Genomic DNA, 22,707 nt, shown 5'->3' with positions numbered 1-22,707 from the left:
ATAAAAATAAATACGCCATGAATAAAAACTGTTTAATAACTCCGGTTCTCACCCTTCTGACAGGTTTGCTGGTTGTTTCCTGCTCGCCGGTGAAAGAAGAGAAGGCGGTTACGGAGAACCTGTCTCAATATGTGGAGCCACGTATCGGGACGGCACATTGCCGTTGGTTCCATTTCACTCCGGGAGCCTCTCCTTTCGGTATGGCCAAACCTGCTCCGTCGACAAACGCTCATTTGGGGAATAACTCCGGCTGGGAAGCAACCGGCTATGACTATCGCGATACTTCCATTGAAGGTTTTCCCTGTCTCCACGAGTTCCAGGTGGGCGGTATCGTCCTGATGCCGACGGTGGGTGAATTGAAGACTGTCCCCGGTGCCGTGAATGATTCGACCGGAAGCGGTTACCGTTCCCGCTTCGATCATTCGGAAGAGATTGCTACTGCCGGTTATTATTCTGTGAACCTGCAAGACTACCATATCCGGGCAGAATTGACATCTACTCCTCGCGTGGCCTTTCAGCGTTATACGTTCCCTGCTTCCGAAGAAAGCCGTATCCTGTTCGATATCGGTAACCGGCAGGGCGAAAGTGGTGCCGTGAAGGATGCCTCCGTCACGTTGAACGATGACGGGACGGTTGAAGCTGGGTGATTACCTTGCCGGAATATGTAAAGAAATACCAGCCGGGCGCAACAGTTCCGTTATATTTTTCTGCCCAGTTGGATAAACAGCCTTCCGGATATGGCACCTTCATCGGTGAAAAGGTACAACCGGATGCAAAACAGGTTTCCGGAGTCGGTTCGGGATTATATCTTACCTATAAGACTACGGAAGGAGAAAGCATTACTGCCAAGGTCGGCCTGTCGTATACCTCTGTGGAAAATGCCCGTCTGAACCGTGATACGGAAGCCCGCACGCTAACCTTTGACGAGGCGAAAGACGCGGCTCACCGGCAGTGGGAAGACTACCTCGGACGCATCCGGGTGGAGACGCCGGTCAAAGAAGATAAGGTGAAATTCTATACAGGCCTTTACCATGCCCTGCTGGGACGTGGTCTTGCCAGCGACGTAAACGGAGCTTATCCCCGCAACGATGGTAGTGTAGGGCAGATACCTCTGGAAAATGGCAAGCCAGCTCATAATTTCTATAATACAGACGGTATCTGGGGTGGCCAATGGAATCTGGCACAGGTTTGGGCGTTGATCGCTCCCGAATATTATGCCGATTATATCAGCAGTCATTTGCTGGTATATAAGGATGCCGGTTGGCTAGGTGACGGTATAGCCTGTAGCCGGTATGTTTCAGGTGTAGGTACGAATTTGTTGGGAGCTGTTTTTGCCGGTGCTTATCAATGCGGTATCCGCAATTATGATGTCGACCTCGCTTATGAAGCTGCCCGTAAGAATGAACTGGATGGCGAAAACCGTCCGTTGGGAGCCGGTAAGGTCGATACGGATAAATTCCTTGAGTACGGTTACGTTCCCCATTTGGATAAGGGGGATGGTCCCGACGAGGCCTTTATGTTCTCCGCTTCCCATACATTAGAATATTCTTACAGTGCCTGGGCAGTCGCTCAATGGGCAAAGAAATTGGGTAAGACTGACGACTATGATAAACTGATGTGGCTGTCGAAAGGCTGGGAACGTATCTATGATCCGTCCACTAATTTTGTTCATCCGAAGAAGGCTGATGGTAGTTTCATGGATAACTTCAACCCGATGCAGGTATGGCGCGGTTTCCAGGAAGGAAATGCCTGGCAGTACACGTTCTATGTACCGCATGATGCGGAAGGTCTGGTCGGCAAAGTCGGAGCCGATGTTTTCAATCAGCGTCTCGACAGTATCTTTACTGTTTCCCGTGAGCTGATCTTCAGCGGTGGCACAGAAGTCGGAGCCTTTGCCGGTCTGCAAACTTTGTATAATCATGGCAACCAACCTTGCCTCCATATCTCTTGGCTGTTCAACGAGGCAGGACGTCCTTCGCTGACCCAGAAATGGGTACGTGCCATTCTGGACGAGTTCTATGGAACGGATGGTATTCATGGTTACGGTTACGGGCAGGATGAAGACCAGGGACAGTTGGGTGCCTGGTATGCGATCGCTTCCCTGGGACTGTTCGATGTCAAAGGACTGACAGACCCGCAACCTTCTTTTGCTTTGGGCAGCCCTGTATTCGATAAAATAACGATTCAGCTGAATAATACATATTATAAAGGAAAAGAATTTGTTATCGAAGCAAAGAACAACAGCAAAGAAAACTATTACGTTCAACAGTATCGCCTGAATGGTAAAGTCTATCCAACTACCCGCATTCCTTTTGAAACAATTGCAGCCGGAGGACGTCTGGAACTGGACATGGGGAATCAGCCGGTAGATACATACAATGATTATTGAAAAAACAATACATACCATGAATAAACAAAATTCGAAAGCCATTTACCCCATCCTCTTCGGTTTCTTTGTGATGGGCTTTGCAGATGTTGTCGGCATAGCAACCAACTATGTAAAGGTAGACTTCTCATTGTCTGATACATTGGCAAACCTGATTCCGATGATGGTTTTCCTTTGGTTCGCCCTGTTTTCTATTCCGACAGGAGTTATGATGGGAAAGGTCGGACGACGTAACACGGTGGTCATCGCGTTGGCTGTTACAGCCCTGGCGATGTTGCTGCCTCTGTTCTTTTATGACTTTGCCTGTATCCTGCTGGCCTTTGCCTTATTGGGGATCGGTAATACTATTTTACAGGTTTCCCTGAATCCGATGGTGGCTAATGTGGTTAGTCCGGACCGTATTACGAGTGTCCTGACTCTGGGGCAATTTATCAAGTCGATTTCCTCTTTCCTCGGCCCGATCATTGCCGGAGCTGCTGCCTCTTTCTGGGGTGACTGGAAATTGATATTCCTTGTTTACGCAGTAACGACACTGATCTCTACGATCTGGCTGATCTCCACGATTCCGGGAAAGGAAAAACTGGAAGAGGCCGGGGCTACCTTTGCTACCACCTTATCCCTGTTCAAGGATAAATATATCGTATCCCTGTTCCTGGGGATCCTTTTTATTGTCGGTATAGATGTCGGTTTGAATACCACTATCCCCAAGTTGCTGATGGAACGGACAGGCATGCCCGTTTCCGAAGCCGGACTGGGTACCAGCCTTTATTTTGCCGCCCGTACGATCGGTTCGTTTGCCGGAGCTTTCCTGCTGGCGAAGCTCTCCGGTGCTCGCTTCCTGAAATATAGCATGTTTGTTGCGATAGCGGCATTTGTCTTATTGTTGCTGGTTCCGGATATGTGGAGCATGTTTGTTATGATCGTTATTGTAGGGTTGGCGTGTGCGAATGTCTTTTCGATCATCTTCTCATACGCCCTTCAGCACAAGCCGGAACGGGCAAATGAAATATCCGCCCTGATGATCATGGGAGTATCCGGTGGTGCCTTGATAACGCCGTTGATGGGAATTGTAGCCGATGGTTTCGGACAGGTTGCCGGATTGTCTATCCTCATGCTTTGCATCCTTTATATTTGTATAATCTCTTTTAGAATCGATAAAAAATAGATGCTTATGAAAACGCTTAAAACCTTATTCCTGGCAGGGCTGGCTTTGTTTACCATGTCATCCTTTGTCTGGAGCGCTTCGACCGCTCCGCCGGGGATCGAGACGCATCTCTTTCCCGCTTTGTATAAAACAGCGAAAGGACCGGTACAGAAAGTACGGGTTACGGTAAAACACGAAGGAGCCTCCGCCAATGCAACGATTACCCTGGGCGATCAGTCCCGGAAAGTGAAATTGAATGACGGGCCGAATCCCTTCTTTTTTGAGATACCGCAGGTACAGTCTGCCGTGCAGTTGCCTCTGACAGTAACTGTCGGTAAGGAACAAGAATCTGCCCGAGTGGAAGTAAAACCTGTCCGTCACTGGCAGATGAATATGGTGCAGCATACGCATACCGATATTGGCTACACCCGTTCGCAAACTGAAATCCTGGCAGAACATCTCCGCTACATCGACTATGCGCTCGACTATTGCGACGCTACCGATAATTACCCCGACTTTGCCAAGTTCCGCTGGACCTGCGAAATTGCCTGGGCCGTTAGCGAATACCTGAAATGCCGCCCTGCCGAACAGATCGCCCGTCTGAAAAAGCGGGTAGCCGAAGGACGCATCGAACTGGCTGCCATGTATCTGAACTTCGATGAATTGCCTGACGAACAGACATTGGCCGCCTCCCTCTACCCGTTGAAGGCCTTCCGTGAAGCTGGAATGAAAGCGGAAGTCGCTATGCAGAACGATGTGAACGGTATCGGCTGGTGCTTCACTGAATTTTTTGCCGATGCAGGTGTGAAATATGTCAATATGGGAACACACGGTCACCGTGCCCTGATCTGTTTCGACTATCCGACTGTTTTTTGGTGGCAATCGCCTTCGGGAAAGAAGGTATTGGCCTATCGTGCCGAACATTATAATATGGGTAACTTCTTTGGCATCCATACTGATAACTTCGAACAGTTCGAGGAACGTGTACTGAATTATCTAGGAGAGATGGAAGCCAAAAACTATCCGTACGATATCGTTGCTGCCCAGCATTCCGGTTATTTCACGGATAATTCACCTCCTTCGACAAAGAGTTGCGAGATGCTGATGAAATGGAATGAGAAATATGAATGGCCTAAAATACGTACAGCTGTGGCTAGCGAGTTCATCAAAGAGGTGGAATCGAACTATGCCGATAAGATACAGACCATCCGTGGCGCATGGCCCGACTGGTGGACGGATGGTTTTGCTTCCGGTGCCCGTGAAGCGGCTATTTCCCGTATCACCCATTCGGACATTATCGCCAACCAGGCAGGTCTGTCTTTTGCCGGTATGCTGGGAGCCAAACTTCCTTCTCAGATCGGTAACCAGATATACGACATCAACAAGGCCCTGTTGTTTTATGATGAACATACATTCGGTTACAGCGAAAGCGTCCGTGATGCCTATTGCAAGGAAACCTGGGAGCAGCGTTCCCTGAAACAATCGTATGCCTGGGAGGCTTACCGTCATTCCGGTTTGCTGGGAGAAGTGACGATGGGATTATTACAGTCGTTTGTTCCGAAAGCTGAATATCCCTCGGTGGCTGTCTTCAATACGTTGAACTGGGCGTATAGCGGTATAGCAAAGTGTATATCGATCACCAGATATTACCTCGCGAGAAAGCCTTCGAAATAGTGGATGCCTCCGGGAATATCATTCCTGCGCAACCGGCGGAAAGCCGTTCGGACGGTACTTACTGGTCGCTTTACGTGAAAGACGTACCTGCCTTCGGGTATGCCCAATATTATATAAAGGTAAAAGACGAGCCTCGTCCTGCCGTGCAATTGGCAGATAAATTGGAGAATGCTCATGTCGAGAATCCCTGGTATGCCATCGATTTCAACTCACGCAAGGGAACCATCAGTAAACTGTTCGACAAGGAACTGAACAAGGAGCTGACTACCCCGAATGCCGAGTGGGAGCTGGGCGAATTTATCTACGAGATCATCGACAGCCGTCATCCGATGGAACAGTATCGCGCACCGCAATTCCTTCGCCGCCGTCCCGAACGGATTCGTTTCGAGCGTTACGAAAAGGGAGCGATCTGGGATACGTATCGTTTCCGTGGCGAGACTGTTGCCGGTCGTGAACCGAACAACCTGATGGTCGAGTTCCGTGTATTTAATGTGACAAAGAAGATCGATATTGTTTACCGTCTGCGTAAAAAAGCCATTACCGATCCCGAAGCTGTCTATATCTCGTTTCCGTTTGAGGTGAATCAGGGAAAGATATTCCTGGATGTTCCCGGCGGAACGATCGAAGCGGGTGTAGACCAGATTCCCGGTTCATCGAACGACTGGTATACCGTCCAGAACTTTGCTACGGCGCGTAACAGCGAATCGCAGGTAGTGATGGGCAGCCCTGAAATACCGTTGATGCAGTTCGGGGCAATCAACACCGGACGCTATAAGGCTGGTGCTGTTCCCCAGTCCACCAATATGTATTCCTGGCCGATGAACAACTATTGGGTAACCAATTTCAATGCCGACCAGATGGGTGAACTGCAATGGAGTTACTTTATCAATTCAAGCAAAGACAACTCGATTGGTTATGCCACCCGTTTTGCCTGGGAGAACCGCATCCCGTTCCTGACCCGCGTATTGCCGGCGGGAGCGAAGGGAAGCAAAGTTGTATCTCCTGCTTCCGTGTTCAATATCTCATCCGACAATTTGTTGTTGGTGAATATGAAACCTGTTGAAGGAGAAAACGCCGTGATGCTTCAGTTGCGTGAGATTGCAGGAAAACCGGCTAAATTTGCCGTTACTTCCGATAAGGTCAACTTTACGAAAGTCACTGTTTGTGATGTAGTGGGAGACCCGGTTGCCGGAAATGCAACAACCGACTTTGTCCCCTGGGAGAATAAGTTTATAAAACTTTCCTGGTAATCTATCTGTAAGATAAAGCAATGCCACTTATGAAACTATCCTTCTGTAATAAAGGATTTTCATAAGTGGCATTTTTTTATTATTCCCCTTGATACGTTTGGTAAATAAATATTTCTTACCTGAACTTTATTGCCGTGAAAGTATCTTTTATATCTTTGCTGTGATTATAACATTCATGTCTATGGTATTCTGTAAAGAATAGTAACTCCTGATATAAAAATGCAAGTGGAAAATACAGATATTTTGCTGAAAGATGTACGGAATAATTTTGACAAAATCTATGTTCTATATTATTCCCGTATGTTCCGTTTTGCTAAAGAATATGTATTGTTTGACGAAGATGCGGAGAATATAGTACAGGATGTTTTTCTCCTGTTGTGGGAAAAGAGGGAAGTGTTGGATATACAGATCAGTTTAGTCTCCTATCTTTTCGCTCTGGTTAAAAATAAATCCCTGGATTACCTCAGGCACAAGGTAATAGCAGATGAATATAAACAGGAGCTTAGTGCGAAGTTAACCGCCCTTGAATTATTGAATTACTCTTTTACTTCTGATGAAGAAATAGAACAAATACTGATGACGGCAATCAATAAACTTCCGGAACGCTGCCGGCAGGTATTTCTTAAAAGCCGTATCGAAGGAAAGAGAAACCGTGAGATAGCCAATGAACTTAACTTAACCGTAAGTACGGTGGAAAACCAGATGACCATTGCCCTGAGAAAACTCCGTGTAGAGTTGAAGGACTATTTGCCCCTGCTACTCTTTCTTTTAGATGTTAAATAATATTTATTTGTACAACGGCTTTAGGAGGAAATCGCTTTTGAAACGCTCTCCTTGTATAAAAGCCGGAAAATGCACATTTTAATAACAAAATACTTTGAAGGAGAAATAACGGCAGCCGAAAGAAAGTCGTTATTCTCGATGATCCAGGCAGATGAAGAGTTGAGGAAAGACTTTTCTTCTGTACAGAACCTGTATGCTTTATCTTCCTGGTTACCAAATGAAAATGACGAATTTGAGGCTGTGGATAAATTAGCCGCTTTCAAACAGACCCATTGCAGGAAAAAGCGTTATCCGATACATATCATTAAACATGCTGCCGGTTATGCCGCTGCCATTTGTATAACAATTCTCTCGACCTGGATGGTCATGAATGACCGGGAACCGGCAGAAGAAATGGTCACTTACGAGGAATTTACGACCCCGTCCGGACAACGGGCGATGGTGAAACTGCACGACGGAACGACTGTCTGGTTGAACGCCCGTTCCACGCTCCGCTATCCGAATCATTTTGCCCGTGAAGAACGTAAAGTGGAACTGGACGGGGAAGCCTTTTTCGATGTTGAACATAATGAACATAAACCTTTTGTGGTGTCAACGGAGAAACTGGATATAAAAGTCCTGGGAACGAAGTTCAATGTATTTGCCTATAAAGGCCGGGAAGAATTTAATACGGCATTGCTGGAAGGTTCGGTGAAAGTATATGAACGTATGAACGAGGAAAAGGCGCTGTTTATGAATCCAAACGAATGTGTGGAATTAAAAGATAATAAATTAGTGAAACGCCCTATGGGCAATACCGATTTTTTGCTGTGGAAAGAAGGTATTTATGCCTTTGATGACGTCCCGTTTGAAGACATAATAAAGAAGTTTGAATTATATTATGATATCGTGATAACGGTCAATAATAGCAAGCTTATGAAATATAAGTTTAGTGGAAAATTCCGGCAGAGGGATGGGGTGGAAAGTGCACTCCGCACACTGCGGAAAGTCTATTATTTTACTTATATTAAAGATGAAGAAAACAATAATATTGTAATACGATAAAGACTGAGAGAATAAAATATGTTCAACCTTTAAATCATCATTTGCCTATGGAAATATAAAGAATAAAAAAACGGCCGAAAGACGTTCCCGCATCCATTCGGCCGCATGCTAACACGTAATCAAAGTAATTAAGTATTAACAAATAATGGAAACAAAGTTATGAAAAAAGAACCGAAAATTCTAAATGTTATGAGAATTTCAGCCATTCTGCTTTCCCTTTGTGTATTCTCTTCCTTTGCTTCAAAGACCAGTTCGCAAAACGTGAAAGTGAATATGAGCGGAAAGAATATGACTATCGCTAATTTTATAGATCAGATTGAACAGCAGACAGATTATCTGTTTGTCTATAGTAAAAATGAAGTAGATGTAAATAAAACCATTCCTGTAAAAGCCGGAAGTAAATCCGTTGCCCAATACCTGAATGACGCTTTTGCAGGCTCGGAAGTGAAGTTCGCTTTTGAGAATGATTATATCGTACTGACGAAGAACAGCTTGCTTTCTATCAAGCAGCAAGGTAAGAAAGTAACCGGTTCGGTAACCGATTCGTCCGGAGAGCCTGTCATCGGTGCCAATGTGGTAGTGAAAGGAACAACCAACGGTACGATCACGGATGTCGATGGTAAATTCTCCCTGGAGATTCCGGATAAAGCGGTATTGGTGATCTCTTATATCGGTTATCTGACCCGCGAAGTCTCGGTAAACGGCCAGTCGACTGTCAGTGCAGTACTGACAGAAGATACACAGGCGCTGGATGAAGTCGTTGTTGTCGGCTACGGAACAATGCGCAAATCGGATGTAACAGGATCTATCGGAGTTGCCAAAGGAGAGGAACTGACAAAGAATCAGAACTTCAGTGCATTGGATAACCTGCGCGGTAAAGTCTCCGGCGTCAATATCTTCTCGAATTCCAGCCAGCCGGGAGCCTATGCGAACCGTGTCATTATCCGTGGTATGGCTACTATCAACTCTTCTTCCGAACCGTTATATGTAGTGGACGGTGTCGTGATGGAAGACTTCGGACTGGTTAACCCGAATGATATCGAATCCATGGAAGTGTTGAAAGACGCTTCTGCTGCTGCCATCTACGGTGCACGTGGTGCCAACGGAGTTATTATGGTCACAACCAAACGGGGAAAGAAAGACGGCGAAGGAACCTCTGTCAGTTATCAGGGATCAGTCAGCGTCAGTCATATTGCCCGTAAGATGGACTTGCTGAATTCGCAGGAATGGGTAGACACTTTCATGAAAGGGTTGGAGAATGAGAATACCTATATGGGGAAAGACTGGTCGTTGGACCGTTCCTATTGGTTCCATGACCGTAACTATTTCGATGAAAACGGTAATCCTTTGTATGATACCGACTGGCAGGATGAGGCTACCCGTACGGCTGTTTCACACAACCATCAGATAAACATACAGCAGGCCGGCAAGAACTCTTCCATGGGTGCTTTCCTGAATTATACCGATCAGCAGGGTATTGTTAATAATACGTATAACAAACGTCTGAATGCCAAGGTCGCTTACGATGCCAATCCGACTCCCTGGTTGTCTACGGCTGTTAACCTGTTGGTTAACCATACATGGGGACGCTATACTCCGGAAGACGGCGGCGGACAGGATGCCCGCCGTACCATGATCGAGATGGTTCCCTGGCTGCCGGTCTATGATGCCAACGGTGATTATACGACAAGCACCACTTCTTTGAGCGAAAGCAATTATTTCGGTCTGGAGGGCATGTCCAATCCGGCTATGATCCTGGACTTGCAGAAACGTATGCGATATAATACGCAGATATTCGGTAATGCTGCGCTGACTTTCCATTTGATGGACGGCCTGGACCTGAAGACCCTGTTCGGTATCGACAGCCATAATGCAACCTACAGGGGATATTCTTCCATCTCCCTGAATAATATCTCCATGCCTAACGGTTGGGCTGAATACCAGAACTGGAACTCACTCTACTGGCAGGAAGAAACTTACCTGACTTACAGTAAAGTATTCGGCGATCACCGCATAAACGCCATGGCCGGTTTATCCTGGCAGGAACGCACACAGCGTTGGAACAAATCCCGTACGAAAGGTTTTGCTGACGACTTCTACGAAGACAACAACATGGCTGTCGGAACCAATCCGGGCAGTCCGGAATCAAGTTGGGAACGTTGGGCTATGAACTCTTATTTCCTGCGTTTGGCTTATACCTATAAAGATCGTTACTCGGCAACCGTTACCGGCCGTGTCGATGGTTCTTCCAAATTCGGTGATAACAATAAATATGCCTTTTTCCCCTCTGCTGGTCTGGCATGGAATATCTCTCAGGAAGATTCCCTGTCTGACAGTGAAGTGATAAGCAACCTGAAACTGCACACCAGTTATGGTTTGACCGGTAACTCTGAAATTGGTCCGTACAATTCGTTGGGCAAGACGGATGCCGGAACGCATCTGATCGACGGTAAACGTGCTCCCTGGTCTTATATCAAGACCATGTCGAACCCGGATCTGAAATGGGAAAAGACGGGGCAGTTTGATATCGGTTTCGATATTGGCTTCTTCCAGAACCGTTTGAACCTGGATATCGCTTACTATAATAAGAAAACGACCGACTTGCTTTTGGACTGCCCGGTTCCTCACTCGACAGGATTCAGCACGATCTTTAAAAATATCGGAGCAGTAAGAAACCAGGGTATGGATTTGATGGTGAATGCAACTCCGGTACGTAGTAAAGAATTCAACTGGAACTCAGTAGTAAACCTGAACTATAACAAAAATAAGATCCTTGCTCTGGGTGATACCGATGCCGATGTGTATCTGTACGATTGGGTAAACGGCGGCAGTATCCTGCGTGTCGGAGAAAGTATGGGTAGCTTCTATGGCCTGCAACGTTACGGTGTTTATACGATAGAAGACTTTGAAGCCGGCAATTGCGAAAAGAATCAGATAGGCCGTGCAAAACGCTCTTCCGAAAAAGAGATCATCGGTAAAGGATTACCGGATTGGACGGGTAGCTGGATCAATAACTTCTCTTACAAGAATTTTGATCTTACACTGGATTTGCAGTTTGTATGGGGCGTTGAAACGTTGCAGCGTTTCTTCCACTCAACTTATGACCGTTTCGGTATAACCAACGGCTTGAAGAATATCCTGTATGATGCCTATGACGGAACAAATCCGGGAACCATGCAGCAGATGATCTATCTGCAAAGCGGCGACCATAACGGAGAAAAACATGCCGGCCAGGATACGACAACCGACTCTCAATGGGTTGCCAACGGTTCTTATCTGCGTTGCAATATGTTGCAGATAGGATATACATTTGAAAAGAATGCCGTCAAGAAACTCGGTTTGTCCGGTTTGCGCCTGTATGCTAGTGGTAATAACCTGTTCCAGATTGTCTCTAAGGATTTCCTGGGTTACGATCCCGAATCGACTTCCGAGACCAGTTCGACGGACAAGGGAGCCGGCAAGTTCGGCCAGAACATGACTTTCTTCTCTTATCCGAGAGCACGTACGTTTACTTTCGGTGTTAATGTGACTTTCTGATTCATTTAACTAATTAAGACGATTAAAATATGAAAAAGATATTGACGACCGCGATTTTATGTGCCGGACTGTTCAGCTTTACGGCATGTAGTGATTTTCTGGATGAAAAGCCTAAAAGCCAGCTGACTACTGTCGGTTATTATACAACGGAAGCGCAGGCATTGGCCAACGTCAACTATTTGTACCGTACAGGTGCTATCCGGCAGATAGCATCGGCGCCGAGTGCTTATGTCGGAAGTTTTGCCTCCATTACCGGACTGCTCACTGGTTATTTTCTGAACAGCTATGAAGGGCAGGAGATCGTTTGTAAGTATTCCCGCGAATTGAACCGCCAGCAATACACTATGCAAATCTCAGGAACGATGGACGGAATCTGGGATGCCTGTTATAAAGCGATCAACGTGTCAAACGCAGCCATTAAAAATATTCCGGATATAAAGATGGAAGAGGCGGTATCGACCCGCTTGATCGGAGAGGCCAAGTTCTTCCGTGCATTCAATTATTTCTATCTGGTGAAAACATTCGGAGCTGTTCCTTTCTATACGGAACCTTATGTTATTGCAGAGAACATGGAACTTGAACGTACGGCGCCCGAAACCATTTACGCCCAGATCGAAGCCGACCTGAAAGAGGCGACCGATGTGTTGCCGGCTGCAAAATTTGCCGACAACTCTCACCGGATCACCCGGTATGCCGCCGCTATGATGCTGACTTCCGTGTATATGCAGCAGGGTAAATATGCCGATGCCGCCCAGTACGCAAAAATAGTGATCGACTCGCCCCATAAGCTGGTTCAGAATGACGACCTCAAGATGAACAGTGCTTTCAACAAGCTGCGTTCGACCGATGATCTCGACGAAGTGATCTATGCCCAGGAATACGACAACGCAGTGAATACAAGCGACTGGTTCCCTACATATGCCTTTAATTCAAGTGCCGTGTCCGTATTCGGTACCTATTCGATTTTCGAACGTGTCTACGGCCCTGTTGATGAATTTCTGAATGTGTATGACAAGAACGATTTGCGCGTTCAGCCGAACCAGTTCTTCCATTGGGAATACACTAACCCGAACACGGGAGCGACCTGGTCTTCCAAGAATGCCGGATGCTGGTATTATTATGATGAAGACGCTTTGCTGAGTACAGGTAAGGGCACAAAAGACTGGAATATCTTCCGCTACGCCGAAGCCTTGCTGGACGGAGCGGAGTCTATTGCCCAAAGCCAGGGAGTCACGGCCGAAGCTACCGAATATCTGGCACAGGTGCAGGCCCGTGCCGATATGGAAGGTAAAACAGCCGGCCAGATTGCCGCCGATTTGCAGAAGCTGTCGAAACAGGCATTTATCGAAGCCTGCTGGACCGAACGTTTGCGTGAGTTCCCGCTGGAATACAAGATCTGGGATGATTGCGTGCGTACGGGCAAATTCCCGGTGATCTCCAAAACAGAAGCCGGCCGGGTAAATTATGTAGATTTGATAGGAGCCCAGAATGCTTCCGGTGCTACGTTTAAGGAAACCGACCTGCTATGGCCGATCTCAGTAAATGAAATGCAGCGTAATCCCCGCCTGACTCAAAACTCCGGTTACTCTTCGAAGTAATCGTGATGACATGGCGTCTGATTGCATTTGCTTGCCGATGTAATCTGTTGCCGACGCTGTCGGTAATATTGTTGACGCTGTCGAAAACTTTGCCGACACTGTCGTTTATTTTGCCGACAGTGTCGGCTACAGTTTTTATAGGCAACTGATCAGGAACAGCTCCTGTCAGACAGAAATTTAGCCTGGAAGTATTAAGATTACAAGGTCGCTTATGTACCGAAGACTAGGTTTGGACTTCATTTTCCCTTAAAAAGAGTCCCTTTATGTGATTTTGTATATGAATTAAAGATATTTGTATTCTTTCTCTTCCGGATTGTCTTTATCTTTGTGTGAATAATGAATTTGATGATTTGGCTTCATTTAAACTTATAAATTCAACCCAAAATAAGAAAACATGAATAAAAAAAATGTATTGGCTATTGCTTTGGTCGCGATGACGGCCTGGATTGGAAAGCCAGCTATGGCAGCTCCCGGTAACGACGCCTTTGACCCGGTAGAGTATGCAATGCCGTTGATGGGAACTCAATCGAGCTTTGAACTATCGACAGGAAACACTTATCCCGCCATTGCCCGTCCCTGGGGGATGAACTTCTGGACTCCCCAGACAGGAAAGATGGGAGACGGATGGCAGTATGTATATACCGCAAATAAGATAAGAGGATTCAAACAAACCCACCAGCCAAGTCCGTGGATCAACGATTACGGACAGTTTGCCATTATGCCTGTTGTGGGCGCTCCTGAATTTGACCAGGATAAACGTGCCAGCTGGTTCTCCCATAAGAGTGAAGTGGTGAAACCTTATTATTATAAAGCCTATCTGGCCGATCACGATGTGGTAACGGAGCTGACTCCGACCGACCGTGCCGCTCTGTTCCGTTTCACCTTCCCGGAAAACGATCATTCTTACATTGTGGTAGACGCGTTGGATAACGGTTCTTATATCAAAGTCATCCCGGAAGAAAACAAGATTGTCGGTTACTCTACCAAGAATAGCGGCGGTGTTCCTGAGAACTTCAAGAACTACTTTATTATTGAATTCGATAAACCTTTTACCTACGAAGCGACGTTTGCCGACAACACGCTGAAAGAAGGTTCGAAAGAACAAACTTCCAGCCATGTGGGTGCCGTGATCGGTTTCAAGACGAAGAAAGGCGAAATCGTTCAGGCCAAGGTGGCTTCTTCCTTCATCAGCTTCGACCAGGCTGCTGTAAATATGAAAGAATTGGGTAATGATAATTTCGATACCCTGGTTTCTAAAGGTAAACAAGCCTGGAACGATGTCTTGGGAAAGATCGAGGTAGAAGGCGGAACATTGGACCAGTACCGTACGTTCTATTCCTGTATGTACCGTTCATTGCTTTTCCCGCGTAAGTTTTATGAGATCGATGCAGCCGGAAATGTAGTTCATTACAGTCCGTACAACGGCGAAGTTCTGCCGGGATATATGTTTACCGATACCGGTTTCTGGGATACGTTCCGTGCCCTGTTCCCGTTCCTGAACCTGATGTATCCGTCTATGAACAAGGAAATGCAGGAAGGTCTGATCAATACCTATAAGGAAAGCGGCTTCTTCCCCGAATGGGCAAGTCCGGGACACCGTGGTTGCATGGTGGGTAACAACTCGGCTTCCATCCTGGTAGATGCTTATATGAAGGGCGTAAAGGTCGATGACCTGGAAACGATGTACAAAGGCCTGATCCACGGAACGGAAAACGTACACCCGACAGTGTCTTCCACCGGTCGTCTGGGACATGAGTATTACAACAAACTGGGATACGTGCCTTACGATGTCAAGATCAATGAAAACGCAGCCCGTACGCTGGAATATGCTTATAACGACTGGTGTATTTATCAGATCGCCAAAGAACTGGGCCGTCCGAAGAAAGAACTCGACCTGTATGCTAAACGTGCCATGAATTATAAGAATCTGTATGACAAGGAAAGTAAACTGATGCGCGGAAAAAATGCCGACGGTACTTTCCAGTCACCGTTCTCTCCGTTGAAGTGGGGGGATGCTTTCACCGAAGGCAACAGTTGGCATTATACCTGGTCTGTCTTCCACGATCCGCAGGGACTGATCGACCTGATGGGTGGCAAAGACTCTTTTGTGATGATGCTTGATTCTGTATTTGCCGTTCCGCCATTGTTCGACGACAGTTACTACGGACAGGTAATCCATGAGATCCGCGAAATGCAGATCATGAACATGGGTAACTATGCACATGGCAACCAGCCGATCCAGCATATGATCTACTTGTATAACTACGCCGGACAACCTTGGAAAGCGCAGTACTGGGTACGTGACGTAATGAATAAGATGTATACTCCGACACCTGACGGTTATTGCGGTGACGAAGACAACGGCCAGACTTCCGCCTGGTATGTATTCTCAGCCCTGGGATTCTATCCGGTGGCTCCGGGTACTACGCAGTATGTGTTGGGCGCCCCGTTGTTCAAGAAGGCAACACTGCATTTCGAGAATGGAAAGAACCTGGTGATCAACGCTCCCGAAAACAGCGACAAGAATATCTATATCGAGTCGATGTCATTCAACGGCGTCAATTATACCAAGAACTATCTCGACCACAACGAACTGCTGAAAGGCGGTGTCCTCGATTTTAAGATGGGCGACAAACCCAACCTGAACAGAGGTGTTAACCCGGAAGACTTCCCTTATTCATTCTCAGTGGATGAAAAGAAGAAAAAATAAATACAGAATTGAATACTAAGATGAAATTAAACAAACAATGGATGATGTCAGGCGTAGCTATATGCCTGGCATCTTTCGTCTTTTCCTGCCAGGCACCGGAGAAGACAGAGAAAATAACAGACTATGTATCTTATGTGGATCCTTATATCGGATCAGGTGAACACGGCCATGTATTTGTGGGTGCCAGCGTGCCTTTCGGGGCCGTACAGATTGGGCCGCAGAATATTCATAAAGGATGGGACTGGTGTTCGGGCTATCATTATTCCGACAGCGTGATAATCGGTTTCAGCCATACTCATCTGAGCGGTACCGGTTGTGCCGACCTGGGCGATATCCTTGTGATGCCGTTTACCGGAGAAGTCCGTACGGCACGCGGTGAACAGGACAATATAGAAGGTGCCTGTTCCTCTTACTACAAACATGAGAATGAGTCGGTTTCTCCGGGATACTATTCTTTGCTGATGGATAATGGCGTGAAGGCGGAACTGACGGCAACCGAACGTGTCGCCCTGCATCGGTATGCTTTCCCGAAGGGCAAACCGGGGCATCTGCTGATCAACCTGAAAGAAGGGAACGGTGATCGCTCTTACGAGACTTATCTGAAAAAGAAAGACGAATACACCTTGGAAGGTTACCGTTTCTCTCATGGATGGAGTCCGCAGCATAAAGTATTCTTCACCATGCAGTTTGACCAGCCGGTTGCTTCTTTGCAGGTTTTCAACGATGACGCCCCGGCCGGTAACGATGAGTTGACCGGCGAAGGTGTAAAAGGGGTTGTTACCTTTAAAGACAATCCTGAAAATGTATTGGCAAAGGTGGCTATTTCTTCTGTCAGTTGTGAAAATGCCTTGAAGAATATGCAGGCGGAATTATCGCATTGGGATTTCGACCGGGTTCATCAGGATGCCCGGAAGAAATGGAACGACCAGTTGGCTTGCGTCGCTGTAGATACACAGGACGAAAAGGCTAAAAAGATATTTTATACTTCTGTCTATCACATGTTCATTGCTCCGACATTGTACTGTGATGTGAACGGTGAGTTCCGTGGACAGGATGATAAGATCTATTCCAATAACAGCTGGACGAACTATTCTACGTTCTCCCTGTGGGACACCTATCGTACTCTGAACCCGCTTTACACCCTTATTGCGCCGGAGAAAGTAGACGATATCGTCAATTCTTTCCTAAGCATCTACGACCAGCAGGGTAAATTACCGATCTGGCATCTGATAGGAGGCGAAACGAATTGTATGCCGGGATATAGCTCTGTGCCTATTGTGGCTGATGCTTACCTCAAAGGTTTCAAGGGTTTTGATCCGGAACGTGCTTTCCAGGCGATGACCGGAACAGCTACCAACAAAAAACAGAATGCCGTGCCTTATGTACTGGAAAAAGGATATATCCCCTGTGATAAAGTGCATGAAGCGACTTCCATCGCCATGGAATATGCTGCTGATGACTGGGGCATTGCATTGATGGCAAAGAAAATGGGTAAGAAAGACGATTACGACAATTACCTGAAAAGAGGTAAATATTATGCGCAGTATTTCGATAAGGACATCAACTTTGTCCGTCCGAAGATGGACGATGGTAGCTGGCGTACGCCGTATGATCCTTTCCGTTCCATACACGGGGTAGGCGATTTTACGGAAGGAACAGGCTGGCAATATACATTCTTTGTACCCCAGCATCCGGAAGGCATGATCGATATACTGGGAGGCGATGCCGCTTTCATTTCAAAACTCGACTCTTTGTTCCTTGTTGAAGGTGACATGGGAGAGGGGGCATCCAGCGATATCAGCGGTCTGATCGGTCAGTATGCCCATGGTAACGAACCGAGCCACCATGTCGCTTATCTGTATCCTTATGCCGGCGAACAGTGGAAGACGGCCGAGAAGGTTCGCTTTATCCAGGATGAGTTCTATACGGACCAGCCGGAAGGTATCATCGGTAACGAAGACTGCGGACAAATGTCTGCCTGGCATGTAATGTCAGCCCTGGGATTCTACCAGGTGAATCCTTCAAATGGCGTATTCGTATTCGGCAGTCCTTTGTTTGAGAAGGCTTCGGTGCGTTTGAAAGAGGGTAAGACATTTGATATCGTAGCTCAGAATAACAATAAAAACAATATTTATATCCAATCGGTTACATTGAACGGACAGCCTTACGAGAAGTCATATATAATGTATGATGACATCATGAAAGGCGGGAACCTGACGTTTGTTATGGGAAACACACCGAACAAGCAGTTTGGTGCGGCACCGGAAAACCGTCCTAAGTCGGCCGAATAATAATTTATAAACTTTATATCAGAAAAAAGATGAATAAAAAAATCAAGACATCTGTTGCCTTGCTGGCTTCAGCTTTTTTACTGGCCTCCTGCGCTGCCGGAGGAGGTCTCCCGTCGGAGCAGAAAAGCCCGGTAGACTATGTCAATCCCTATATGGGAAACATCAGTCACTTGCTGGTGCCTACCTATCCGACCGTACATTTACCTAACAGTATGCTCCGTGTCTATCCGGAGCGTGCCGATTTTACAGGTGATATGTTGAGCGGGTTGCCGGTTATCGTAACCAGCCACCGCGGAAGTTCTGCTTTTAATCTGAGCCCGTATCAGGGAGAAGAATCCGGATTGAAACCGGTTATCAATTACAGCTATGACCATGAGAAGATCTATCCGTATCGTTACCAGGTATATCTGGACGATAATAATATAGATGTAGACTTCGCCCCTTCGCATCAGAGTGCCGTCTATGGCATCACTTTTGAAGGAGAAGGGCCTGCCTATCTGATCTTCAACAGCCGTAACGGACAGTTGAAAAGCGATGGAAAGAGCGTCAGCGGTTACCAGTTCGTAGACCGGAAGACGAAAGTCTATCTCTATGCCGAAACAGACAAAGCTCCGCAACAATGCGGCGTATTGGGAGATAACACCGTGAAATACGGCGAAACATCAGTCGAAGGTAAAGACGCTGCCCTTGTCCTTTCTTACGGGAATGACGTGAAGAAACTCGGTGTGCGCTACGGTATCTCCTTCATCAGCGAAGACCAGGCAAAGAAGAACCTCGAACGTGAGATTGCTGCCTACGATGTGGACGTTGTAGCCAAGATCGCCCGCAACGACTGGAACGATGCCCTCGGCAAAATCCAGACGCAAGGCGGAACCAACGACGACAAGACCGTATTCTATACCTCTTTATACCGTTGCTACGAACGTCCGGTCAACCTGAGCGAAGACGGCCGTTACTATAGTGCCTTCGATGGTCAGATCCATGAAGACGGCGGTCGTCCGTTCTATACCGACGACTGGATCTGGGATACCTACCGTGCAACCCATCCGTTGCGTATCCTGATTGACAATGAACGTGAGAGCGATATCATCAATTCCTTCCTGTTGATGGCGGAACAGATGGGTACGAACTGGATGCCGACCTTCCCGGAAGTGACCGGCGACTCTCGCCGTATGAACTCCAACCATGCCGTTGCCACCGTGATCGACGCCTGGAAGAAAGGCTTGCGCGGCTTTGACCTGGAAAAGGCCTATATCGCTTCAAAGAAAGGTATCGAAGAGAAAACCCTGATCCCCTGGTCGGCTGCCCCTGCCGGATGGTTGGACGATTTCTATAAGGAACACGGTTATATCCCCGCATTGAAACCCGGCGAAAAGGAAACGGTAGCCAACGTCTCTATCTGGGAAAAACGCCAGCCGGTAGCCGTTACGCTGGGAACAGCCTACGACCAATGGTGTCTCTCGCAGATTGCAGCCGAACTGGGCAAGGAAGATGAAGCCAAACATTACCTGCGCGAATCCTATAACTACCGCAACCTGTTCAACCCCGATACCCGTTTCTTCCATCCGAAGGATAAGGACGGCAAGTTCATCGAACCGATGGATTACCGTTATGACGGTGGCCTGGGTGCCCGCGATTATTACGATGAGAACAATGCCTATGTGTATCGTTGGGACGTACAGCATAACATCGGCGACCTGATCTCTATGATCGGTGGTGACAAAGCATTTGTTTTGGATCTCGATTCCATGTTCAACGAACCGCTCGGTATGTCCAAATGGAGTTTTTATTCCTTCCTTCCCGACCATACCGGCAACGTAGGTATGTTCTCGATGGCTAACGAACCGAGTTTGCATATCCCGTATCTGTATAACTATGCCGGTCAGCCCTGGAAGACTCAGAAACGTATCCGTACGTTGTTGAACCAGTGGTTCCGTAACGACGTGATGGGCGTTCCCGGTGATGAAGACGGTGGTGGTATGTCTGCTTTCGTTGTGTTCAGCCAGATGGGATTCTATCCGGTTACTCCCGGTTCTCCTACCTATAATATAGGTAGCCCGGTATTTACCGATGTGAAGATTGACCTGGGTAACGGCAATACGTTTGAGATCAAAGCAAACAACGCTTCCGAAGAGAACAAATATGTGCAGTCGGCTCGCTTGAACGGGGAAGTCTTGAACCAGCCCTGGTTCCAGCACAGCGACATCGCCCAAGGCGGCCTGCTTGAACTTGAAATGGGCCCGAGAGCCAATAAAGAGTGGGGGACAAAGACACCTCCGCCTTCAGCCGCTCCGATACCTCAATAATGATTTTCTTTCCGGATTTGATCTGGTATTCTTAAAAAAAATCAGCCAAGTAGTATATAGGTTAGCTACTTGGCTGATTCTTTTTGATATTCTGTTGTAGTTGATATTAATTGGTTGGTTGTTTCCGCTTTATACGGATAAATGTTTATCTTTGTTCAACAACTAGATAAAAGTTAAAATAGCGTATAATGATGAGTCATAAATTACCGATAGGAATACAAGATTTTGAAGATATTCGGAATGGGAACTATTTGTATGTCGATAAAACAGCATTGATTTATGAATTGGTGATGAAGGGAAAGCCTTATTTTCTCAGTCGTCCCCGTCGTTTCGGAAAGAGTTTACTGATTTCTACATTGGAGGCCTATTTTCAAGGGAAAAAAGAACTATTTGAAGGTTTGGCCATTGAAAAATTAGAACAGGAGTGGAATACTTATCCGGTGTTGCATCTTGATTTGAATGCCCGTAAATATGAAACGGAAGCAGATCTGGTAGCTATTTTAAATCAATATTTGGAAATGTGGGAAGCTGTTTACGGAGATGAAATGAAATTGCGTGTTCCGGAAGAACGTTTTTTCTATGTCATTCGTCGTGCCTGGGAACAAACCGGGCGTCAGGTAGTTGTTTTGATCGATGAATACGATAAACCTCTTTTGCAGGCTATTAATAATGAATCTTTGATGGAAGCCTATCGGCGTACGATGAAAGCGTTCTATGGCGTTCTCAAAAGTGCTGACCGTTACCTGCGTTTTGTATTCCTGACCAGTGTCACTAAATTTGCACAAGTAAGCGTTTTTAGTGATTTGAACCAACTTAATGATATAAGCCTCGATTATAATTATGCAACTCTTTGCGGTATAACACATCAAGAGTTAACTGCGAACTTGCGTCCCGAATTGGAACAGCTAGGTCAAATGCAGTCACTGACATGGGAAGAAACAGTTGAAATGATGGTGAAGCAATACGACGGCTACCACTTTCATCCAAACCGGGAGGGAGTGTTTAATCCTTTCAGTACATTAAGTGCATTAGACAAAAGAGAATTTGGCGATTATTGGTTCCAGACCGGAACTCCTACCTTTTTGGTCGAATTATTGAAGAAAAGTGAATACGACCTTCGTCTTTTGATCGATGGTGTAGAGACACAAGCATCGGCTTTTACCGAATACCGTGCTGAACGGAACAACCCGATCCCGTTAATCTATCAAAGCGGATATCTGACAATCAAAGAATACGATGCCCGTTTTAAACTCTATAAACTGGAATTTCCAAACGCAGAAGTGCGTTACGGATTCCTAAACTTTATCACTCCTTTCTATTCTTCCATCACTGAAGAAGCAAGAGGCTTCTATATCGGTAAATTTGTCCATGAACTAGAGTCCGGCGATGTCGATGCTTTTATGCGACGTATGCGTGCTTTTTTTGCGGATTTCCCTTATGAATTGAATGACAAGACAGAGCGTCATTACCAGGTTGTCTTTTATCTGATCTTTAAATTGATGGGGCAGTTCTGTGATGCAGAGGTCCGTAGTGCCAAAGGCCGTGCGGATGCAATTGTCAAAACCGGAGAATACATTTACGTTTTTGAATTTAAGTTGGACGGAAGTATAGAAGATGCTTTACAACAAATAAACGATAAAGGATACCTGTTACCTTATCGAATAGATCATCGTAAACTGATAAAAGTCGGTGTTTCGTTCGATCGGAAAGAACGGAATATCGGAGAATGGGGAATCTTCCATGATCTCCAATAGCTTCCTAACCTTAACCGATTTGGCTATAAAGATTAAAATCATGCTGAGAGTGCAAAAACTAATTTAGGTAAACTTTCTTTATAAATAATATTCAATAATTGACAAGGTGAAAGTGAAATGACCAGGGCGACCGCACCAAAATTCCTCTAAAAAGTTTATCATTGCAAAATGAATACCTCTAATTATTTTTCAGAAGTGACAGATCCTCGTGTAACAGGTCGCTGTCTACA

The 22,707-nt window shown here is 46.4% G+C and carries 9 protein-coding genes and 2 pseudogenes; all 11 read left to right on the top strand.

What is annotated here, in order from left to right; all coding sequences use genetic code 11:
- The first annotated feature begins 17 nt into the window (after positions 1–17).
- The 11 genes and pseudogenes from DXA15_RS11205 (at position 18) to DXA15_RS11155 (ending at position 22,477) form a co-directional block, all read left to right on the top strand.
- Positions 18–2,389 (top strand): annotated as a pseudogene (locus DXA15_RS11205) (GH92 family glycosyl hydrolase).
- Positions 2,390–2,405: 16 nt separating this feature from the next.
- Entirely contained in the window at positions 2,406–3,551 is a 1,146-nt protein-coding gene (locus tag DXA15_RS11200; protein ID WP_128134070.1) for a sugar MFS transporter, read from the top strand.
- 6 nt (positions 3,552–3,557) lie between these two features.
- A pseudogene (locus DXA15_RS27965) lies at positions 3,558–6,454 on the top strand (glycosyl hydrolase family 38).
- A 219-nt stretch (positions 6,455–6,673) separates the two neighbouring features.
- A complete protein-coding gene (locus tag DXA15_RS11190) occupies positions 6,674–7,237 on the top strand; it encodes an RNA polymerase sigma-70 factor (RefSeq protein WP_128134069.1) in 564 nt (187 codons plus the stop codon).
- Between the two features lie 69 nt (positions 7,238–7,306).
- Positions 7,307–8,281: a FecR family protein gene (locus DXA15_RS11185; protein ID WP_128134068.1), complete on the top strand. Its 975-nt coding sequence runs from the start codon at positions 7,307–7,309 to the stop codon at positions 8,279–8,281.
- A gap of 159 nt (positions 8,282–8,440) precedes the next feature.
- Positions 8,441–11,818, top strand: coding sequence for a TonB-dependent receptor (locus tag DXA15_RS11180; protein WP_128134067.1), 3,378 nt, complete (start codon positions 8,441–8,443; stop codon positions 11,816–11,818).
- A gap of 29 nt (positions 11,819–11,847) precedes the next feature.
- Positions 11,848–13,416: a RagB/SusD family nutrient uptake outer membrane protein gene (locus DXA15_RS11175; protein ID WP_128134066.1), complete on the top strand. Its 1,569-nt coding sequence runs from the start codon at positions 11,848–11,850 to the stop codon at positions 13,414–13,416.
- 394 nt (positions 13,417–13,810) lie between these two features.
- Entirely contained in the window at positions 13,811–16,126 is a 2,316-nt protein-coding gene (locus tag DXA15_RS11170; protein ID WP_128134065.1) for a GH92 family glycosyl hydrolase, read from the top strand.
- A 20-nt stretch (positions 16,127–16,146) separates the two neighbouring features.
- Entirely contained in the window at positions 16,147–18,417 is a 2,271-nt protein-coding gene (locus DXA15_RS11165; RefSeq protein WP_128134064.1) for a GH92 family glycosyl hydrolase, read from the top strand.
- 29 nt (positions 18,418–18,446) lie between these two features.
- Positions 18,447–20,723, top strand: a complete 2,277-nt coding sequence (locus DXA15_RS11160; RefSeq protein ID WP_128134063.1) for a GH92 family glycosyl hydrolase — start codon at positions 18,447–18,449, stop codon at positions 20,721–20,723.
- A gap of 188 nt (positions 20,724–20,911) precedes the next feature.
- Positions 20,912–22,477, top strand: coding sequence for an ATP-binding protein (locus tag DXA15_RS11155; RefSeq protein ID WP_128134062.1), 1,566 nt, complete (start codon positions 20,912–20,914; stop codon positions 22,475–22,477).
- The last annotated feature ends 230 nt before the right edge of the window (positions 22,478–22,707 follow it).

Source organism: Parabacteroides sp. AM58-2XD (genome assembly GCF_003463685.1).
In the GTDB taxonomy this organism is placed as follows: domain Bacteria; phylum Bacteroidota; class Bacteroidia; order Bacteroidales; family Tannerellaceae; genus Parabacteroides; species Parabacteroides segnis.
This window is presented reverse-complemented; position numbering and strand designations above follow the sequence as displayed.

Bases quoted from the DNA above. Each gene is read 5' to 3' on its own strand.
- DXA15_RS11200 (WP_128134070.1), top strand. From the start codon at position 2,406: ATGAATAAACAAAATTCGAAAGCCATTTACCCCATCCTCTTCGGTTTC.
- DXA15_RS11190 (WP_128134069.1), top strand. From the start codon at position 6,674: ATGCAAGTGGAAAATACAGATATTTTGCTGAAAGATGTACGGAATAAT.
- DXA15_RS11185 (WP_128134068.1), top strand. From the start codon at position 7,307: ATGCACATTTTAATAACAAAATACTTTGAAGGAGAAATAACGGCAGCC.
- DXA15_RS11180 (WP_128134067.1), top strand. From the start codon at position 8,441: ATGAAAAAAGAACCGAAAATTCTAAATGTTATGAGAATTTCAGCCATT.
- DXA15_RS11175 (WP_128134066.1), top strand. From the start codon at position 11,848: ATGAAAAAGATATTGACGACCGCGATTTTATGTGCCGGACTGTTCAGC.
- DXA15_RS11170 (WP_128134065.1), top strand. From the start codon at position 13,811: ATGAATAAAAAAAATGTATTGGCTATTGCTTTGGTCGCGATGACGGCC.
- DXA15_RS11165 (WP_128134064.1), top strand. From the start codon at position 16,147: ATGAAATTAAACAAACAATGGATGATGTCAGGCGTAGCTATATGCCTG.
- DXA15_RS11160 (WP_128134063.1), top strand. From the start codon at position 18,447: ATGAATAAAAAAATCAAGACATCTGTTGCCTTGCTGGCTTCAGCTTTT.
- DXA15_RS11155 (WP_128134062.1), top strand. From the start codon at position 20,912: ATGATGAGTCATAAATTACCGATAGGAATACAAGATTTTGAAGATATT.